The sequence below is a fragment of the Sphingobacterium hotanense genome, assembly GCF_008274825.1.
GTDB classification, from domain to species: Bacteria; Bacteroidota; Bacteroidia; order Sphingobacteriales; family Sphingobacteriaceae; genus Sphingobacterium; species Sphingobacterium hotanense.
Genome location: NZ_CP030848.1, coordinates 4,003,431 through 4,021,134 on the forward strand (window position 1 = coordinate 4,003,431; position 17,704 = coordinate 4,021,134).

Consider the following 17,704-nt stretch of genomic DNA (forward strand, 5'->3'; position numbering starts at 1 on the left):
TAATAAATATTAATTATGGTAGTTTTGGCGTTCATGAGCGCTCGCGATAAAATATATTTTGCTTCCGATTTTCATTTGGGTTCCTATCCCAAAGAAGCAAATATTTCGCGAGAACAAACGATCATCCGCTGGTTAGATGCTATCAAGCTGGATGCGAAGGAGCTTTACTTAGTAGGCGATATCTTTGATTTTTGGTTTGAATACCGTACGGTCGTGCCTCGAGGTTACATCCGTTTTCTGGGTAAACTGGCCGAGCTAGCAGACTTGGGCGTAAAGATTACGCTTTTTAAGGGCAACCACGATATGTGGATGTTTGATTATTTTAAGAATGAACTGGGCGCGGAAATTATATCGGACGAACTGGAAGTTACTTATAATGGTAAGAACTTCTATATACATCATGGGGACGGCCTGGGTCCAGGCGACAAGAAATATAAATTTTTGAAGCAGTTTTTCCGTAGTCCATTCTGCCAATGGCTATTTGCTCGCCTACACCCAAATCTCGGGATAGGTATTGCTCAGCGCTGGTCGAAACATAGCCGTATCGCTAATAACGAGGATGAGCAATTTCTAGGCGAGGATCGGGAATGGCTCATTATCTATGCTAAAGAACTGCTAAAGACCAAAGAATACGATTATCTCATCTTTGGCCACCGCCATCTGCCTTATGACATCAGCTTATCCGACCGCACTAGAATCATCAATTTGGGTGAATGGATAAACTTCTATACCTATGCGGTTTGGGACGGAGAAGAGCTTCAGCTGAAAACCTGGAAATAACACACAACAATTAATAGCATAAGAATGAATTGGATATTACTTATCATTGGTGGACTGTTTGAGGTCATGTTTACCTTTTGTATCGGTAAAGCAAATGACGCCGTTGGATCGGAAAAATGGTTATGGTACTTGGGTTTTCTAGTTTCTGTTTCAATTAGCATGGGTCTGTTGATCAAAGCGACCAGCACCCTGCCGTTGGGTACAGCTTATGCGGTTTGGACGGGCATTGGTGCTGTAGGAACAGTTTTAATGGGTATTTTTATATTCAAGGAACCTGCAGAATTTTGGCGCATATTCTTTATCGTGACATTAATTGCATCCATTGTCGGACTTAAAGCAGTTTCTTCACACTAGAAAAGAAGAAAAAAAAGATAAAATTTAGTTATTTTTGTCGATTAGTTCGCCTAATCAATGCATTAGGGGCACTATGGGAAACGAATTACACAGATATGTTAGAGAAATTACAAGCGATAAAAGAAAGATGGGAAGAGGTTGAGGCTGAATTAAGCAATCCGGATACCATCAGCGATATGAAGCGTTTTGCGAAACTAAACAAGGAATATAAAGACTTGTCGAAAATCGTAGAGCAATATCATATCTATAAAAATATTGTTAGCAACATCGACACGAACAAAGATATTTTAGCGAATGAGAAAGATCAGGAGCTACGTGAGATGGCAAAAGAAGAGTTAGATATTCTTTGGACGGATAAGGAAGAAAAAGAGGAGGAAATCCGCTTAATGTTGATCCCGAAAGATCCTGAGGATGCTAAGAATGCTATTATCGAGATCCGTGGTGGTACTGGTGGTGATGAGGCAGCTTTATTTGCGGGCGATCTTTACCGTATGTACACTCGTTATTTCGAGACAAAAGGCTGGAGAAACGAGGTGATGGATGTTACTGAAGGTACTTCTGGCGGTTATAAAGAGGTTATTCTTAAGGTAATCGGCGATGATGTATATGGTCAGCTTAAATATGAATCAGGTGTTCACCGCGTACAACGTGTTCCGGATACCGAGACTCAAGGTCGCGTTCATACTTCTGCTGCATCAGTAGCGGTTCTACCGGAAGCTGAAGAGGTGGATGTAGAGATTAACCCGGGCGATATTGAGATGCAGACATCGCGTTCTGGTGGTGCTGGTGGTCAGAACGTCAATAAGGTAGAGACAAAAGTGCAATTGACCCACAAACCAAGTGGTATCGTTGTTGTTTGTCAAGTAGAGCGTTCGCAATTAGCGAACCGTGAGTTGGCGATGGAGATGTTACGTAATAAGCTTTACGAACTTGAAGTTCAGAAAAAACATGGTGATGTTGCTGCAAAGCGTAAGACGATGGTTTCTACCGGAGACAGATCTGCGAAAATCAGAACTTACAACTATCCACAAGGTCGTGTAACAGAACACCGTATCGGTTTGACGATGTATAATCTTCCGAGCATTATGGACGGTGATATTCAGGATATTATCGATGCATTACAGTTTGCTGAGAATGCCGAAAAGATGAAAGAAGGCGCTGTAGAGTAAGATTTTTCAAAATTTTATTAGCGAATATAGAAATAAACACTATATTTGCACACCTTCTCAAAAGAAGGGCAATGGTCTGGTAGTTCAGCTGGTTAGAATACATGCCTGTCACGCATGGGGTCGCGGGTTCGAGTCCCGTCCAGACCGCTAAAAATAAGGAGAGTGCGATACTCTTTTCAAATGAAGGGCAACCTTCGACAAAGTTCTTTAACAACAATTAAAAAGATTTAAGGTCTGGTAGTTCAGCTGGTTAGAATACATGCCTGTCACGCATGGGGTCGCGGGTTCGAGTCCCGTCCAGACCGCCAAAATATCCAATCTTGATTGGATCATTAAATCTTTTTAAACGTTAGGTCTGGTAGTTCAGCTGGTTAGAATACATGCCTGTCACGCATGGGGTCGCGGGTTCGAGTCCCGTCCAGACCGCTTAAAGTAAAAAAGGTGTTAAACGTAATGTTTAACACCTTTTTTTTTCTGAAAGTATCTGTTTTCAGAGGCCATCAAGAACTTTCATCCCTGTTGGTGTTTCAAAGGAGACCATGAAAGTTTTGTTTTCTATCCGTTACTTCTAAACGCGATTGTCGATAAAAGACAAAGCGCCCGAAGGACATTGATTAATTTGCTTGATTAAGTCTTCCGTTCCTGCATTCTCCGGTTTCAACCAAGGACGATCTTTAGGGTTGTAGACTTGAGGCAGCATCTTCACACAGATTCCTGCATGTTCGCATCGCTCCGGTTTCCAAAGTACTGTGATTTCCCCATTGGGATGCGGATACTTAATAATTTTTTCTTCCATAGTTTGTCAGCCTTTCTACTTCAACAAATGAATAACGGGTTTGTTTAGCTTCCTAATTAAGGTAAAGATCGCTAAAATATTAAGCTATTATAGCTGTCATTATCAAATATTTATCTTAAATTTAGTAGAAACTTATAACCCTAAACATATGGAAACACCGCTTAATCCAATGGAAAATCAGCCCCAAAACAGCATTGACGATGGTAAAAACATCGCTATCATTGCTTATCTAACCTTGATCGGGCTAATCATTGCATTCGTTTTAAATAACGAGAAGAAAAATGAGTTTGCGAGATTTCACATTCGACAGTCCTTAGGTATTGTAATTACGCTTTTCGCTGTAAGTATTCTTTCTTACATTCCCTATGTTGGTTGGATTATTTCCATTGCAGGCGTTATAGTCGGCGTCATTATGTGGATTGTCGGCATCATGAATGCAGCGAATGGTAAACAGAAAGTGGTTCCAATCCTTGGCGAGCAATATAATACGATGTTCGCTGGAATTTAACACTTTCCTAAAATATTAAGCATAAGGGACTTTTATTTTCAAAAGCCCCTTTTTTTCATATATACATTTGTATACGTGAAATTTTATTGATTTTTCATGAAATTTCTATTACGTTTGAGAGATTGAATAAAGAAAAAAATATTTCATCTACTTGGGTTACTATTTGAGAATTAGCGTATTAATAAGTGAGTAAAATAAGAAAGATATTACCAAAATCGCGGGAGGATGCTGAGATAGTCGAGGGGATGCGAAATGGCGATAATGATGCGATATCGTATATCTACAAGTCATTTTACCCATCTATTTCCCATTTGATTGTGAACAACAATGGGACGGAAGAAGAGGCACAGGACATCTTTCAGGAAGGGGTCATGGTATTGTACGATAAAGTTACTCATGATGATTTTGTATTAAGCAGTAGACTAAGCACGTTCTTATACGCTATTTGTAGACGACTCTGGTTAAAGAGTTTGAGCAAGAAAGGGAATTCGTTCAGCATGACGGATCATGAGAATTTCGAGATTCCGGATGTTGAGGAGGATTTACAGCAACATAAAGAATTGGAAACCAAATTTGACAAGATGAAGTCTGCATTAGAATCATTAGGAGAGCCCTGTAGCACGATTCTAAGAGAGTTTTACATCAAGAACAAGTCCATGCAGTATATATGTGACAAACTTGGTTACACAAATGCTGATAATGCAAAAAATCAGAAGTATAAATGCTTACAACGATTGAAGAAACTATTCTTTGATCAAAAGTAGAAGGGTGAAATTTTAATGAGACATCAAGAATTTATAGAACAAGCTGATCGTTATTTAAACGGTGAAATGAATGCGCAAGAGCGCATGGCATTTGACGCGCTTCTTAATGAGGACGCTGCGTTGAATGAGGTCTTCCAGTCTCATCAGGACTTCGTTGATACCATGAAACGCCAAGCGGCACGAGCTGAGTTTAAAAATAAATTATCTGCGCAAGCGGTTGAGGCGCCTAAAGAGGCTGTGATTTACCGCATGTGGAAGAAATTAAAGATTAATGCAGTTGCTGCGGCTGTCGTAGCGGTTATTTCTTCCTTAGCGACTCTTTATTTGACGGGTTATTTCTCGACAATCAGAAAGACAACTTCGGAATACAGCGCATTACGTAGAGAGGTGAACAATGTGAAACGTAATGTCAATGCGCATCATAATGCAATTCGCAATATCAACAAGGAAACAGTCAACCAAGCGGCTTTACAGTACGGAGCAACAGGCTTTATGCTGACCAAGGACGGCTATGTTGTTACGAATTATCACGTTGTTAATGGTGCTGACTCTATTCACCTTCAAAATAATAAGGGAGAATCATTCAGAGCATCTATAATACATACGGATCCTGAAAAGGATATTGCTATCCTTCATATTTCAGATACGACTTTCACGAAGCCTTCATATATACCCTATACGTTTAAACGTCAGAACTTAGATTTGGGAGAGGGTATTTATACCATTGGTTATCCAAGAGATGAGGCCGTATATGGTGAAGGATATCTGAGTTCGGAAACTGGTTATAGCGGAGATACCACCGCATACCAAATCTCTGTTCCTGTAAACCCAGGAAACAGTGGGGGCCCGGTGCTTGACAAATTTGGTAATATCATCGGTATTATTTCTGGTAAGCAAAAGGGCATTGATGGTGCTGCATTTGCGATCAAAACAAAAGCATTAGTAGAAACATTGAATAGAATTCCGGAAGAGTCTTTACGTGGAAACATTGTGCTAAGCAATAAAAATAGCCTATCAAATTTACCGAGGACCGAGCAGATCAAGAAGCTGCAAGATTTTATCTATATGGTCAAAGTATATTAGTCATAAATTGGACTTGTATGAAATGAGGTGTTACAAAAAGTAGCACCTTTTTCTTTGTTCTAATGTTAACAGGATGCGCACCAGGAACTTTTAGCATCCTCCATATTGAACTATTCGATTTGATACGTATATTTAAAGAACAAACAAACGCATATGCGGACCTTTTGGACCTACTTTGGCATCTTCTCAATCATTGTTATAGCAATACAGGCATTCGGCTATTTTAGTGCTGACGTGCATGATGAATTTGACTTCTTAACATTCTTCAAACAGATTGTAATCGTATTATTGATTGCAACCATCACTTCATTCCTAGATCGAAGAAAGAAGAAAAAGACATATAATGAAAAGAGGCTGTCTAAAAAGGTCTCTTAAAGAAAGAACCCCGTCATTAAAAAATGGCGGGGTTTTTCTGTTTTTTTGTCCTTAAGATTTTGTATCTTAAGGTGCACCCAAAAAAACAATATGGCAAACATACAATTCAAAGCGCTTCCATCCAATAGTCCGAGTCTATTTCCTGAGAATATTTTAGATCGTATTCCAATGAATCATCCGGTTCGTTTGGTGAGTCAGGTTGTTGATCAGTTGGATCTTGAACCTATTATCCGTCAGTATAAAGGCGGAGGCACCACTAGTTTTCACCCTAGAATGCTCATTAAGGTGCTGTTCTACGCCTATTTAAGCAATATCTATTCTTGCCGAAAAATCGAGCAGGCCCTTCACGAGAACATCCATTTCATGTGGCTTTCAGGGAACAGTACACCTGATTATCGTACGATCAATTATTTCAGAGGAAAGCGTCTTAAAGGACAGATACAAGAGCTGTTTGCCAGTATCGTTCGTATGCTACATGATATGGAGTATGTTAGCTTGAAAGTTCAATATGTAGATGGTACCAAGATCGAGTCTGTCGCTGGTCGTTATACGTTCGTTTGGAAGAAATCGGTCGAGAAGAATAAGGTAAAGTTAGAAGCAAACATTGCTTCGGTTCTTTCGGAAATCGAGGCTCAGATCGCCCAAGACCAATCTTCATTAGGTAATCAAGAAGTTAGCAAGGCCATCGATAGCAGTCAGTTGAAGGAAAAGATCGAAGCGATCAATGCCAAGTTCAAAGGAGCCAATAAATCTACTGATAAGCAACTTAAGAAACTTGAAGAGGACTATTTACCTCGACTAGAGAAATATGAAGAGCAACTGGAAGTACTGGGAGATCGCAATAGTTATAGCAAGACCGATACCGATGCTGTGTTTATGCGGATGAAAGAGGACCACATGAAGAATGGCCAGCTTAAGCCAGCCTATAATGCCCAAATCAGCACCGAAGATCAGTTCATCACCCATTACAGCATCCATCAAACAACTGCCGACACCACAACCCTGCCGGAACATTTGGAAGGCTTTGAGTGCCATTACGGAAAACAAAGCGAACAGCTTGTAGCAGACGCGGGTTATGGTAGCGAGCAGAACTATGAATTGATGGAAAAACAGGGCATAACTGCCTTTGTCAAGTACAATTACTTTCATGTGGAACAGAAGCGCAAGCATAAACAGGATCCTTTCTCGGTACAGAATCTGTATTACAACCAGCAAGATGACTATTATGTATGTCCCGCAGGACAGAAGCTCAGCTTTATCGGTCATGCAACCAGAGTTAGTGCCAACGGATACACAGCCCAGGTCAGCTGTTATCAGGCTCAGCGATGCGAAGGCTGCCCGATGCGCAGTGGGTGTCATAAAGCTAAAGGCGATCGGCTCATTGAAGTGAACCATAGACTCAATCAGCTCAAGGATAAAGCCCGGGAAAGGCTGGTATCGGAAGAGGGAATGTACCATCGAAGCAAGCGCCCCATAGAAGTGGAATCCGTTTTCGGTCAGATGAAAAGCAACAACAGGTTTACCCGGTTCACAATGAAAGGACTGGAGAAAGTCGCTGTGGAGTTCGGATTGATGGCCATTGCCCATAACCTCAGAAAATGGGCGAAAAAGTGGGCAAACGATGTCTTCTTTGGGAATGGTTATAGCGATAAAACACTATATACAATAAAAATTCGAGTCAGGAGCGTTAAAACCATAAAATATCGACTTACTGCTTAAAACTCAAAAATGAAAACAGTAATGAAATCGCAAAAGCTATAAAACAGAAGAAGGTGCCTTTTTAGACACCTTCTTCTTTATAATATTATAAGACCTACTTATTGGGTTGAGGTGTCGTTCTTAAATACGGACGTATTTCGGTATAGCCCTTTGGAAATTTTCCAGGAATCTCCTCCGTTTTAATTGCCGGAACGACAATAACATCCTCTCCATCGTTCCAATCAGCTGGAGTAGCCACTTGGTATTCATCAGTTAACTGCAATGAATCGATTACCCTCAGGATTTCTTGGAAGTTACGGCCTGTAGATGCTGGATATGTTAGTGTCAATTTTACCTTCTTGTCAGGACCAATAACAAACACGGAACGAACAGTAGCCGTTGCTGATGCGTTCGGATGAATCATATCGTAAAGCTCCGCAATATGTTTATCCTCATCAGCAATAATTGGGAAATTAACTTCGGTCTGTTGCGTATCGTTGATATCCTTGATCCAGCCATGGTGATCCTCTACCGAGTCTACACTTAAAGCTAAAACCTTTACATTTCTCTTATCGAATTCAGATTTTAACTTAGCTGTCCTTCCGAGCTCTGTGGTGCAAACTGGTGTATAATCTGATGGATGGGAATACAAAACAGCCCATGAACCATCGATATATTCGTAGAAATCAATATCTCCTACTGTTGTTTTTGCTTGAAAATTTGGTGCTAAATCACCTAGTCTTAAACTCATATTGTTGTTGTTTATAATGAACGAATAAAAATACTCTACCAATATAGTAGATTTTATTAGAAAATCCAATTCGTACGATAAAAATCTGATACTACACTGATATTCAAACTAAAATAAAAACCATAGAATAGGCTGAATGGTTTTGATAAATGCAAATTAGCGGAAATACCTCTAGATATTTTGCTTTATTTATTATGCTTGCATAGTATTTTTAATTATATTTGATATATACCATATAAACATATCATGCAATTCGAATTATCAGAAGAACATAGAATGATTCAAGAAGCAGCTCGAGAGTTTGCTCAAGAATTAAAACCGGGAGTGATAGAACGAGATGAACATGCGAAGTTTCCATCAGATTTTGTTAAGAAGATGGGTGAACTTGGCTTCATGGGCATTATGGTGCCTGAGCAATATGGCGGTGCCGGAATGGATACCTTAGCGTATGTATTGGCACTTGAAGAGATAGCGAAGATTGACGCCTCGGCTGCTGTAATCATGTCAGCACATAACTCCCTTGTGCTATACGGCCTCAACGAATATGGCACTGAAGAACAGAAACAGAAATACTTGGTCCCGTTAGCTAAGGGAGAAAAGCTTGGTGCTTTCGCATTGTCTGAGCCGGAAGCGGGGTCTGATGCTTCCTCGCAACATACAACGGCTGAAGATAAGGGAGACCACTACTTATTAAACGGCACAAAGAACTGGATTACGAACGGTGGAAATGCTGATATTTACCTCGTAATTGCTCAAACGCATCCTGAATTGGGGCATCGTGGAATCAACGTATTGATTGTCGAAAAAGGCACACCGGGATTTACAATAGGCCCTAAAGAGAATAAACTCGGTATCCGTAGTTCTGACACACACTCTCTGATGTTCTCCGACGTGAGAATACCTAAAAAAAATAGAATCGGTGAAGATGGTTTCGGGTTTAAATTTGCGATGAAAACCCTAGACGGAGGTCGCATCGGCATTGCTGCCCAAGCGCTTGGTATTGCTTCAGGCGCATATGACTTAGCGCTCGCCTATTCCAAGGAAAGGAAGACATTCGGTAAACCGATCAACAATCATCAAGCTATACAGTTCAAGTTAGCGGATATGGAAGTGGATATTGAGGGAGCAAGATTGTTAACCTATAAGGCGGCATGGACTAAAGACCAAGGATTGCCCTATGGGAAGATTGCAGCAATGGCGAAATTAAAGACTTCCGAGGTCGCAATGCAACATACGGTGGAAGCCGTACAGATTCACGGCGGATATGGCTATGTCAAAGAATATCACGTCGAACGCTTGATGCGCGACGCAAAGATTACCCAAATATATGAGGGTACTTCTGAAATCCAACGATTGGTAATTGCAAGAGAGATATTGAAAGATTAAGCCAAACATTGATACAAAATAAAAGCGGTCTCAAATTCGAGACCGCTTTTTTATTTACTTTAAACTATTGCTTAATCATTCTGAATGATTTCTTTGTTAGCATTTATTTCCGCAAGTGGAATTAAGAACTGCCATCTATTATCTCCGGCAGGCACTTCCATTGCGCTAAGACCAACTGTGGATTGAACATAGTTTGGAACTACAGTTCGATCTAAGCCTTTGTTCAATCTTTTTAGATCATAATATCTAAATCCTTCACCCCAAAGCTCTGTTCTTCTGTGCACCCAAATTTCCTCCAGTAATGCATTTCCTGTATTCGTAGATTTTACAGCTTCAGTATCTCTCACCTTTGCGTATTCGAATAGAATATCTTGTGCCAAGGCAGTCTGATTACTACTTGCATAAGCTTCTGCTAAGATTAAGTACATTTCAGAAGTACGCATCAATGGAACATCTCCCAATGCACCGCCGGCAGCTTTTACAGAGAATTTTCTAGACATATAAGGCTCACGCACAAATGAAGCAAGCGGTAAAGGGAAGTTCGCTGCAGTAGGCGCAGGTTCCCACATTTTCTTACGTACATCTGTATCAGAAATCTTATCATATAGCGCTGAATTGATACGTTTTGGATTTGCGCGCATGAAAGAAGTATTAGCATTGTATGCTATCTGCGCGAAGTAAGATCCAAAAGCATCCATTTGATCAGTCGAAGGCATCGATGCCCACATGAACTCCGATAAAGTTGCGTCATTAAATCCTTTCACATAGTCGTTTTGGTTCATCAATGGGAAAGTCTTAGAGTCAACTACTTTCTTCGCGTAGGTGATCGCATTTGCGTAATCCTGCATCGTGAGAGCAACTCTTGCGCGAATACCCCAAGCAATCTGAACATTAGCTTGCGACTTATTCAAACGTGATGCTATATCTAGAGCAAACACATCATCTAAATCCTTAATAATCGCGTCATAAACCTCTTTCACCGTCGCGCGAGGAAGTGCGTTATCTGAGAATTTTAATACTAGAGGAACGCCTAACTGACTATTATCAGTGTTTTTATCATAACGCTTTCCGTAAAGCTGTACTAAATTAGAGTACGCATAAGCGCGTAAGATCAAGGCCTGCGACTTTAATTTGTTTTTATCTTCATCAGAACCTGTCAAGCCATCAACTTGATCTAAGATACCATTAGCATCCCCAATAATCTTATAGAAAGTACGGTAATAGTATTCTGTCAACTTGTGGTTATCTGTTCTTCCGCCAACCCAGTTTCCTTCCCCCGTAGAAGTATACCAGTTAGCAGCACTAATTCCCAAATCTTCGCCCATAAAATCTAGTCCTAGCATAATTCCGCCAACACCAGGTTTATTCTGCACATTCCAGTCTACTACATTCGTACGTTCGAACATAAACCTGTAGATACCGTTCAACGCTGTATTCGCATTCGCAACGGAGCTGAACACCACCTCTTGAGATACCTTATCCGTTGGGGTCGTCTCTAGATAATCTTTACTACATCCGCTCAATAACAGAAGCAATGCAGTACCATATATTGTTAAATTTCTTTTTTTCATATTACTAATCGTTAAAGATTAAAAGCCAACATTTACACCTAGGCTAAATACGCGCGTAGGCAGGTAAGTTGTACCGTTTGTTCCGTCAAATCCTTCAGTAGGGTTTAGACCTAAGCGTTTAGAATAAATTCCTAAGTTTTCTGCAGAGAAAAATACTCTTGCTGAAGACAAGTCAATTTTGTTTACTAAGCTAGCTGGAAGGCGGTACTGAAGATTCACGTTTTGGATACTAAAGTAAGAAGCACTTGTCAACCATCTCGTAGATGCTGCATTGATGTTAGCACTGTTTGACTGGTCTAATCTCGGGATACTGCTAGTTTGGTTTGTGGTAGTCCAAGCATCAAGCGCATCGATATGATACGATTTACCGAATGCCGCTGTTCCCATTAAACCAGCATATTGACTATCATAAATCTTACCACCTACTTGGTAATTGAACAAGAAGGATAAAGTGAAGTTTTTATAATCAAAAGTGTTTTGGATAGATCCGATCATATCAGGAATTGCTGAACCCGCATACACGAATTTTGCAACACTCTGATCTACTACGAATTCTTCACCATTCACAGTACGGATTTTATCTGCCGGTGCATTATCTGCAGGCGTATATAATGAAGAACCGTCTGAAGCATCAACACCGCGGAATTCTCTCAACCAAAACGCGTAATAGTCCTTACCCACTTCACGTCTTTTCGTACCTGATGTGATAACAGGGTTATCAACAGGCATCTTTGTAATCTTATTTTTGAACGTAGAGATGTTCTTTGTAATCGTCCATCTGAAATCATCATTACGTACAACATCAGCTGATACTGAAAGTTCGAAACCTGTGTTATACATAGCTCCTACGTTGACAAACTGAGAAGGAACAGCCGATGAAAGCGAACGAGGAAGGTCTAATAATAAACGATCTGATCCACGTTTGTAGAATTCAAACTCACCACGTACTCTACTAGAGAATAAGCTAAAGTTAACTCCGGCATTGAACGTATTTGACGATTCCCAAGTTAAGTTAGGGTTAGGTAAAGTACTCAATAATACACCCGGTGCGGAACCATTGTTATATCCCAAATTATATAAAGCTTGGTATCCGTAGTAAACTCTATTACCATTCACATCTAACAAGCTATTATTTCCTACTTGACCATAAGAAGCTTTCAGACGAAGGTCATTAACCCATTCAACGTCTTGCATAAACGCTTCCTTGTTTAATGCCCAAGCACCACCAATCGAGAAGAATGTTCCCCAACGCTTATCCTTCGAGAAGATTGAAGAGCCATCACGTCTCACTGAAGCATCAAAATAGTACCTTTCGTCAAAGTTGTAGGACGCTTTGGCGAAGTATGATTCCAAACGATTTACGTTAGTATATCCACCAGTGGAAAGTGGAGTTACATAATTATCTAACTCAGCATTACCAGAAACAATCTGACCGGTTTTTGTAGATGATCGGTAGCTAAGCTTATAATCGTAATTCTCGTGCCCAAATAAAGCTGAAACATTGTGCAGATTAAACGACTTTCTATATTGTAATACTTGGTTGAAAGTATATGATTTTACTACATCATTCGTAGCATTTCCTAAACCAGCGTATGAAACACCATCACCCACCGTATTATTCCAAGTGTAGTCAAAGTTTCTATTTGACTGGTCAATACTCACCGAAGGCGTAAAAGTAAAGTCTTTTAAAAATTTGATTTCCAAGTAAGCTCTACCACCAAGAAGCGTTCTTTTGTTTACTCGATTGTTTAAAATCGTCTCGTAAATTACATGTCTACCTGGACTTGCTCCACTTGGTCTTGCTACGGCGCCTGGTTGCAATCCGTAATCATAAAGGTGCTCTCCACTAATAGGGTCAAGGACAGGAGCCCCAGTAGATGCATCATAAGCGTGTACAGGATAAATAGAGCCAATTCCACGAATAAATAGGAACGGGTTAACATAGGATGAACTATTTCCAGTTGAAGCATCAGTAGCCAAAGATCCTTGTGATGTAGCACCTGAGATGTTCACACCAGCTTTTAACCAATCTTTAATTTGAGAATTCACATTAATACGACCATTAAAACGCTCGAAATCAGAATTTAAGATATATCCTTCATCATTCAAGTATCCCAATGACACATAATAATCCGTTTTCTCATCACTACCGCCCATGTTAACATTCGCATCTGTACGTTTTCCAACGCGTTGCATCGCGTCATACCAGTTAAAATCATCATATTTTAAACCAGCATTTGGATTCATCTTTCCATCAGCTCCTAAAATCTGATCATTCGCAACATTGAAAGGATTGTACTTTAAGCTATTGAAGATAGATTTCAATGCAGATTGTGTAGCAGCATCTTCAGTTAATGCTTTCTTTGGATCCGTTGGAAACATCAAAGAGTTCTTGATTGCCTGAAAAGCTGTTGGATAGTAATCAAATGTACCCACTGTTTCGTATTCTTGAATACCTCGTTGTGTGATACCTTGAGAAATACTAGCATTCAATCTCGTTGCACCGCGACCTTTTTTCGTTGTGATGATAATTACACCATTACCAGCGCGAGAACCGTATAATGCTGCCGATGTAGCGTCTTTTAATACCGAAATACTTTCGATATCATCTGAATTCAAATCCCCAATATTACCATCGAAAACCGCACCGTCTACCACGTATAATGGCGCACTAGATGCACTCATCGATCCAATACCTCTTAAGCGAACGCTTGCACCAGATCCCGGCTGACCATTTCCTGAACTAACGGAAATACCAGGTGCCATACCTGCTAACGCGTTCGTTACGTTGGTAACCACACGTTTATCAAGGTCCTCTGCACTCATTGTCGCCATTGAACCTGTCACCTCAGATTTTTTAGCCGTTCCGTATGCAACGACAACAACTTCATCTAAAGTTTCACTATCCGCAGTCAATTGAACGTTGATAGTTGTATTCCCAGCAATAGATCTCACCTGGCTTGAGTAGCCAATGAATGTGAAAGAAAGTGATCCATTTGAAGGTAAGTTTAAAAGGGAGTAATTCCCGTTTTGATCGGTTTGAGTGGAAATTGTGCCATCAACCAGGCGAACTGATACCCCGCTGATCGGGCTACCGTCTGTTACAGATGTTACTTTTCCGCTCACTTGATGATTCTGCGCAGATGCCACCCCAATCGTTAGTAGACATAGCAGAAGAAAGCTAAGTAATTTGTGTTTCATAAAAAGTTGTTTGTTGTTTGTAATAATTGCCTCAATTCAAAAGTTATCGAGTACTCAATAACTCCTTCTAGGAATAATCAGCCGCCAAACATAATTAAATTTTATAAAAAACTTAAAACATTAACATTTCTTCTATGAAAATTTAAACATTTAGCCCGTTTTACAAAATAAAAATATAATTAATTAACTGTACAAATCAAATAACTCTTATTGCTCACAAAATTTATACACAAAAGAAATTTAAATTGTAACATGCAACCGTTTGCATGATATGAGGATGATAAAATAATGCTCAAAAGAAAGCTCCCGTGTAAATATTTCTCTACGTTCATGCAAATCGCAAAACATTAGCGGTTATCAAGAAAAAAAATGCTGGTTAATCAAAGAGAACTTGGTGCTTTTTTTGAAATTAAGAGCGGGAATAAATTTTTACGCTATCAGGCCCTTCTCGATCTTGTCTAGGTAAGCATAATCCTCAAAAGAGAATGAGCCGCTCACTTGCATATGATGATTGAAAAGGAATTTAGCTTTTTGAAGCAAGCTTTTATCTTTCATCAAAAGGCCATCATACATCATTAGTTGGGCTAATGGTCTGATTTGCTCCACTTGGAGGGTAGAGACAAAGTCTTTAAGGCCATCATCCGATAGGTCGGAAAAATATTGTCTGGGCTTTCCGAAAAAAGAAACATATCCATCTTGATCCAACTGCTGTTCATCAACTTTTTCAAAAGCATCATATTTCTCAACGATCAGGCGTAAAAACTTGCCCATTTCGTTAATCCAGTTCAGAATCGTGTCTTTTTCGTATCGAATACCCATATTATCTTATTTGTCCTTGTCCAGTCACGAACCATTTCTCCGTAACTAATTTTTCCAACGCGAATGGGCCTCTTGCATGCAGTTTTTGGGTCGAAATTCCAATCTCTGCGCCTAATCCAAATTCAGCGCCATCGGTAAAACGGGTAGAGGCATTGGCATAAACTGCTGCCGCATCCACCGACTCCATAAATGTCGTAATATTTTGTTGATTTTCCGATACGATACATTCCGAATGTTTGGATGAATAATTTGCGATATGCTCCAATGCCTCCTCAAGGCTCGCAACTACTTTGACTGAACACATTAAATCCAAGAACTCCCTTCCGTAGTCAGATTCCTGCGCATTCTCCAAATGAGGAAAATCTAAAGATTTCAATATTGCGTGGCTTTCAGAATCCGCAAAAACCGTGACCTTGCTTTCAACAAAATAAGGAAACAACTTCGCTAAAAATTCCGAAACAACTGTTCTATGTACTAAAACGGTATCCAACGAATTACACACAGACGGTCTGGAAATCTTAGCATTTGCAACAATCTTTGCCGCCATGCCGAGGTCAGCAGAATCATCCACAAAAGTATGGCAAACACCAGCGCCAGTCTCAATGACTGGCACTTTTGCATTTTGTCTTACGAAATCAATTAAGGACTGTGACCCTCTTGGGATAATGATATCAACAAATGCCGTAGCCTCTAACAGTTCGGTCACCAACTCACGATCGGTCGGTAAAAGCTGTACAATATGCTCATCCAAGTGTTGCTGAATCAATACATCCTGTATCAAACGCACTAAAAATGAATTCGTGTGCCAAGCATCAGACCCGCCACGCAACAAACAGACATTTCCAGATTGAATACATAAACTAGCCACATCGATCGTCACATTTGGCCTTGACTCATATATGACCCCCACCACACCCAAAGGAACTGACTTCTTTTCAATCCTTAAACCATTAGCCACTTCTCGCGAGCTAAGTACTTGACCGGTTGGATCCGCTAATTTTGAAACATCAAGAACGCTCTTCGCTAAGCTCTCAATTCTAGATTCATCCAGTAATAAGCGATCATACTTCGAGTCCAAAGGATTCATTCGTTCCAAGTCGCGCCTGTTCTCAGTGATAATCTCACCTACATGGCTCCTTAGCGCTTCCGCAATTCCAGCTAAAACAGTCTTTTTCTGTTCTAAACCAAGTTTCAACATGACTTGCTTCGCTTTCCTGGCAGCCTGAAGCTGCGGCAGAATTGTCCCTTTTTTGTCTTCGATCATAACAGTACTATATCATTCGCATGCGCGATCTCCATGTTCTTTTTACTCCCCGATTTTAAACTAACCGAGTCTATTTTCGATTTTGCAACAGCCTGAACCACACCTTCTTCGTCAGCAATCTGAAAGACTTCACCAACTTCAAAATCCTGAACAACCTGCTTAATACCTACTGCCAGCAAACTTTTTCTGTTCAGCAGCGCTTCAATTGCCCCCTTATCTACCTGCACCATACCTGCAATTAAGCTTCCACTCGCCAACCATTTATTCCTGGAAGAAACCCGCGTTTTTTGAGGATGACACACTGTCCCTGTTTCACCTTTTACCGCTTTAAGAATGGCATTTTCAGTTTGCATGCTGAAGATGACCGCCTTTATACCCAATTGATTTGCTAGGCGTGCGAAGTTCAACTTGGAGGTCATCCCGCCCAATCCTACCGACGACTTCTCTTTGCGCGCCAGCGATAAGGCTTCTTTATCGATAACCTTAATTTCTGGAATCACATTCCCTTTATCATCGAGCACTCCCGGCACCGAAGTCCCAAACAGTACCTGCTCCGCACCAAAACCAACAGCGATCAAGGTGGCTAATTCATCATTATCTGAAAACTTGAGCTCCTTATTGCTGACCACGTCATTCTCATTGGCTATTGGGATGATGTTATTCTTCCATAGCGTCTCATATGTGCTCTTTAATTGAAGAAACTGACTCCTATTAGCAAAGTGCTGTCGCTCGCATAAACTTTGCGCTAAAGCGATCTTAAAGGGTCTGAAATAGGTGCCGTATGTTCTTACCAACAAGGGGTTGCCGATTGCTGCGGCAGCCTTCCGCTGTGCTAACGTTCCTGTGTATTTGGGGATAAAGCGCTTTCCAGCCGCAACGGCCCCCGAAGAAACCAAAACGATATTATACTTGGGTTGCAGCTGGGCACATTGTCTAGCGATTTCCAATACAATCTGCTCATCAATTTCACCATTACTGGTAATTGACGCAGAACCAAACTTTACAACAAGTACCGGCTTTTTCATTTCAAACAATAATAATAAATAGCTAAAATAGGTTAGATTTTATCAACAAAACTCAAATCTACTTATAATATTTTAAACAAAACAGTGTAAAAACAAATATCTAGCTAGCCATAACGGAAAAAGAGAGCGAGTTACCTTATGGGGTAACTCGCTCGTAAAA

General features: G+C 40.3%; 15 protein-coding genes, 3 tRNA genes and 1 pseudogene. 12 read left to right on the forward strand and 7 right to left on the reverse strand.

Going from position 1 to position 17,704, the window contains the following annotated elements; translation table 11 throughout:
* The first annotated feature begins 33 nt into the window (after nt 1–33).
* From DSM08_RS16910 to DSM08_RS16935, 6 genes are all read left to right on the forward strand, one after another.
* Complete coding sequence (locus tag DSM08_RS16910; protein WP_149527771.1) at nt 34–780, forward strand: UDP-2,3-diacylglucosamine diphosphatase; 747 nt, start codon at nt 34–36, stop codon at nt 778–780.
* Nucleotides 781–804: 24 nt separating this feature from the next.
* The gene (locus tag DSM08_RS16915) at nt 805–1,134 is read left to right on the forward strand and encodes a DMT family transporter (protein WP_149527247.1); all 330 of its coding nucleotides are present in this window, start codon (nt 805–807) and stop codon (nt 1,132–1,134) included.
* Between the two features lie 95 nt (nt 1,135–1,229).
* A complete protein-coding gene (gene prfA, locus DSM08_RS16920; protein ID WP_149527248.1) occupies nt 1,230–2,303 on the forward strand; it encodes a peptide chain release factor 1 in 1,074 nt (357 codons plus the stop codon).
* 73 nt (nt 2,304–2,376) lie between these two features.
* Nucleotides 2,377–2,450 (forward strand) — tRNA-Asp (locus DSM08_RS16925).
* 84 nt (nt 2,451–2,534) lie between these two features.
* Nucleotides 2,535–2,611 (forward strand) — tRNA-Asp (locus DSM08_RS16930).
* Between the two features lie 44 nt (nt 2,612–2,655).
* Nucleotides 2,656–2,729: transfer RNA gene (locus DSM08_RS16935), tRNA-Asp, on the forward strand.
* A gap of 142 nt (nt 2,730–2,871) precedes the next feature.
* Here the strand turns inward: DSM08_RS16935 and DSM08_RS16940 are convergent.
* Nucleotides 2,872–3,099 carry a (4Fe-4S)-binding protein gene (locus DSM08_RS16940; protein ID WP_149527249.1) on the reverse strand — a complete coding sequence of 76 codons (228 nt, stop codon included), beginning with the start codon at nt 3,097–3,099 and terminating at the stop codon, nt 2,872–2,874.
* A 148-nt stretch (nt 3,100–3,247) separates the two neighbouring features.
* Between DSM08_RS16940 and DSM08_RS16945 the strand changes: the two genes are divergently transcribed.
* The 5 genes and pseudogenes from DSM08_RS16945 to DSM08_RS16965 all read left to right on the forward strand — a co-directional run.
* Nucleotides 3,248–3,607: a DUF4870 domain-containing protein gene (locus DSM08_RS16945; protein ID WP_223110834.1), complete on the forward strand. Its 360-nt coding sequence runs from the start codon at nt 3,248–3,250 to the stop codon at nt 3,605–3,607.
* A 185-nt stretch (nt 3,608–3,792) separates the two neighbouring features.
* Nucleotides 3,793–4,371 carry an RNA polymerase sigma factor gene (locus DSM08_RS16950; RefSeq protein ID WP_246172329.1) on the forward strand — a complete coding sequence of 193 codons (579 nt, stop codon included), beginning with the start codon at nt 3,793–3,795 and terminating at the stop codon, nt 4,369–4,371.
* Nucleotides 4,372–4,386: 15 nt separating this feature from the next.
* A complete protein-coding gene (locus tag DSM08_RS16955; RefSeq protein ID WP_149527250.1) occupies nt 4,387–5,454 on the forward strand; it encodes a S1 family peptidase in 1,068 nt (355 codons plus the stop codon).
* Between the two features lie 153 nt (nt 5,455–5,607).
* A complete protein-coding gene (locus DSM08_RS16960) occupies nt 5,608–5,829 on the forward strand; it encodes a hypothetical protein (protein WP_149527251.1) in 222 nt (73 codons plus the stop codon).
* Between the two features lie 90 nt (nt 5,830–5,919).
* Nucleotides 5,920–7,461, forward strand: a pseudogene (locus DSM08_RS16965) (IS1182 family transposase); the annotation flags it as partial.
* Between the two features lie 181 nt (nt 7,462–7,642).
* Here DSM08_RS16965 and DSM08_RS16970 read toward each other — a convergent pair.
* A complete protein-coding gene (locus DSM08_RS16970; protein ID WP_149527252.1) occupies nt 7,643–8,278 on the reverse strand; it encodes a peroxiredoxin in 636 nt (211 codons plus the stop codon).
* A gap of 246 nt (nt 8,279–8,524) precedes the next feature.
* Between DSM08_RS16970 and DSM08_RS16975 the strand changes: the two genes are divergently transcribed.
* Entirely contained in the window at nt 8,525–9,664 is a 1,140-nt protein-coding gene (locus tag DSM08_RS16975) for an acyl-CoA dehydrogenase (protein ID WP_149527253.1), read from the forward strand.
* 71 nt (nt 9,665–9,735) lie between these two features.
* Here DSM08_RS16975 and DSM08_RS16980 read toward each other — a convergent pair whose 3' ends face one another.
* The 5 genes from DSM08_RS16980 to proB all read right to left on the reverse strand — a co-directional run bounded on the left by DSM08_RS16980 (nt 9,736) and on the right by proB (nt 17,544).
* Entirely contained in the window at nt 9,736–11,235 is a 1,500-nt protein-coding gene (locus DSM08_RS16980; protein WP_149527254.1) for a RagB/SusD family nutrient uptake outer membrane protein, read from the reverse strand.
* 18 nt (nt 11,236–11,253) lie between these two features.
* Nucleotides 11,254–14,436, reverse strand: coding sequence for a SusC/RagA family TonB-linked outer membrane protein (locus tag DSM08_RS16985; protein WP_149527255.1), 3,183 nt, complete (start codon nt 14,434–14,436; stop codon nt 11,254–11,256).
* Nucleotides 14,437–14,865: 429 nt separating this feature from the next.
* Nucleotides 14,866–15,255: a hypothetical protein gene (locus DSM08_RS16990; RefSeq protein ID WP_149527256.1), complete on the reverse strand. Its 390-nt coding sequence runs from the start codon at nt 15,253–15,255 to the stop codon at nt 14,866–14,868.
* A 1-nt stretch (nt 15,256) separates the two neighbouring features.
* Nucleotides 15,257–16,519, reverse strand: coding sequence for a glutamate-5-semialdehyde dehydrogenase (locus DSM08_RS16995; RefSeq protein ID WP_149527257.1), 1,263 nt, complete (start codon nt 16,517–16,519; stop codon nt 15,257–15,259).
* Nucleotides 16,516–17,544, reverse strand: coding sequence for a glutamate 5-kinase (gene proB, locus DSM08_RS17000; RefSeq protein WP_149527258.1), 1,029 nt, complete (start codon nt 17,542–17,544; stop codon nt 16,516–16,518). The genes DSM08_RS16995 and proB overlap by 4 nt, the downstream gene beginning before the upstream one ends.
* Nucleotides 17,545–17,704 lie beyond the last annotated feature (160 nt).

Excerpts from the sequence above, each read along its gene's own strand:
- DSM08_RS16910 (WP_149527771.1), top strand. The coding sequence starts at position 34 with ATGAGCGCTCGCGATAAAATATATTTTGCTTCCGATTTTCATTTGGGT.
- DSM08_RS16915 (WP_149527247.1), top strand. The coding sequence starts at position 805 with ATGAATTGGATATTACTTATCATTGGTGGACTGTTTGAGGTCATGTTT.
- prfA (WP_149527248.1), top strand. The coding sequence starts at position 1,230 with ATGTTAGAGAAATTACAAGCGATAAAAGAAAGATGGGAAGAGGTTGAG.
- DSM08_RS16940 (WP_149527249.1), bottom strand. The coding sequence starts at position 3,099 with ATGGAAGAAAAAATTATTAAGTATCCGCATCCCAATGGGGAAATCACA.
- DSM08_RS16945 (WP_223110834.1), top strand. The coding sequence starts at position 3,248 with ATGGAAACACCGCTTAATCCAATGGAAAATCAGCCCCAAAACAGCATT.
- DSM08_RS16955 (WP_149527250.1), top strand. The coding sequence starts at position 4,387 with ATGAGACATCAAGAATTTATAGAACAAGCTGATCGTTATTTAAACGGT.
- DSM08_RS16960 (WP_149527251.1), top strand. The coding sequence starts at position 5,608 with ATGCGGACCTTTTGGACCTACTTTGGCATCTTCTCAATCATTGTTATA.
- DSM08_RS16970 (WP_149527252.1), bottom strand. The coding sequence starts at position 8,278 with ATGAGTTTAAGACTAGGTGATTTAGCACCAAATTTTCAAGCAAAAACA.
- DSM08_RS16975 (WP_149527253.1), top strand. The coding sequence starts at position 8,525 with ATGCAATTCGAATTATCAGAAGAACATAGAATGATTCAAGAAGCAGCT.
- DSM08_RS16980 (WP_149527254.1), bottom strand. The coding sequence starts at position 11,235 with ATGAAAAAAAGAAATTTAACAATATATGGTACTGCATTGCTTCTGTTA.
- DSM08_RS16985 (WP_149527255.1), bottom strand. The coding sequence starts at position 14,436 with ATGAAACACAAATTACTTAGCTTTCTTCTGCTATGTCTACTAACGATT.
- DSM08_RS16990 (WP_149527256.1), bottom strand. The coding sequence starts at position 15,255 with ATGGGTATTCGATACGAAAAAGACACGATTCTGAACTGGATTAACGAA.
- DSM08_RS16995 (WP_149527257.1), bottom strand. The coding sequence starts at position 16,519 with ATGATCGAAGACAAAAAAGGGACAATTCTGCCGCAGCTTCAGGCTGCC.
- proB (WP_149527258.1), bottom strand. The coding sequence starts at position 17,544 with ATGAAAAAGCCGGTACTTGTTGTAAAGTTTGGTTCTGCGTCAATTACC.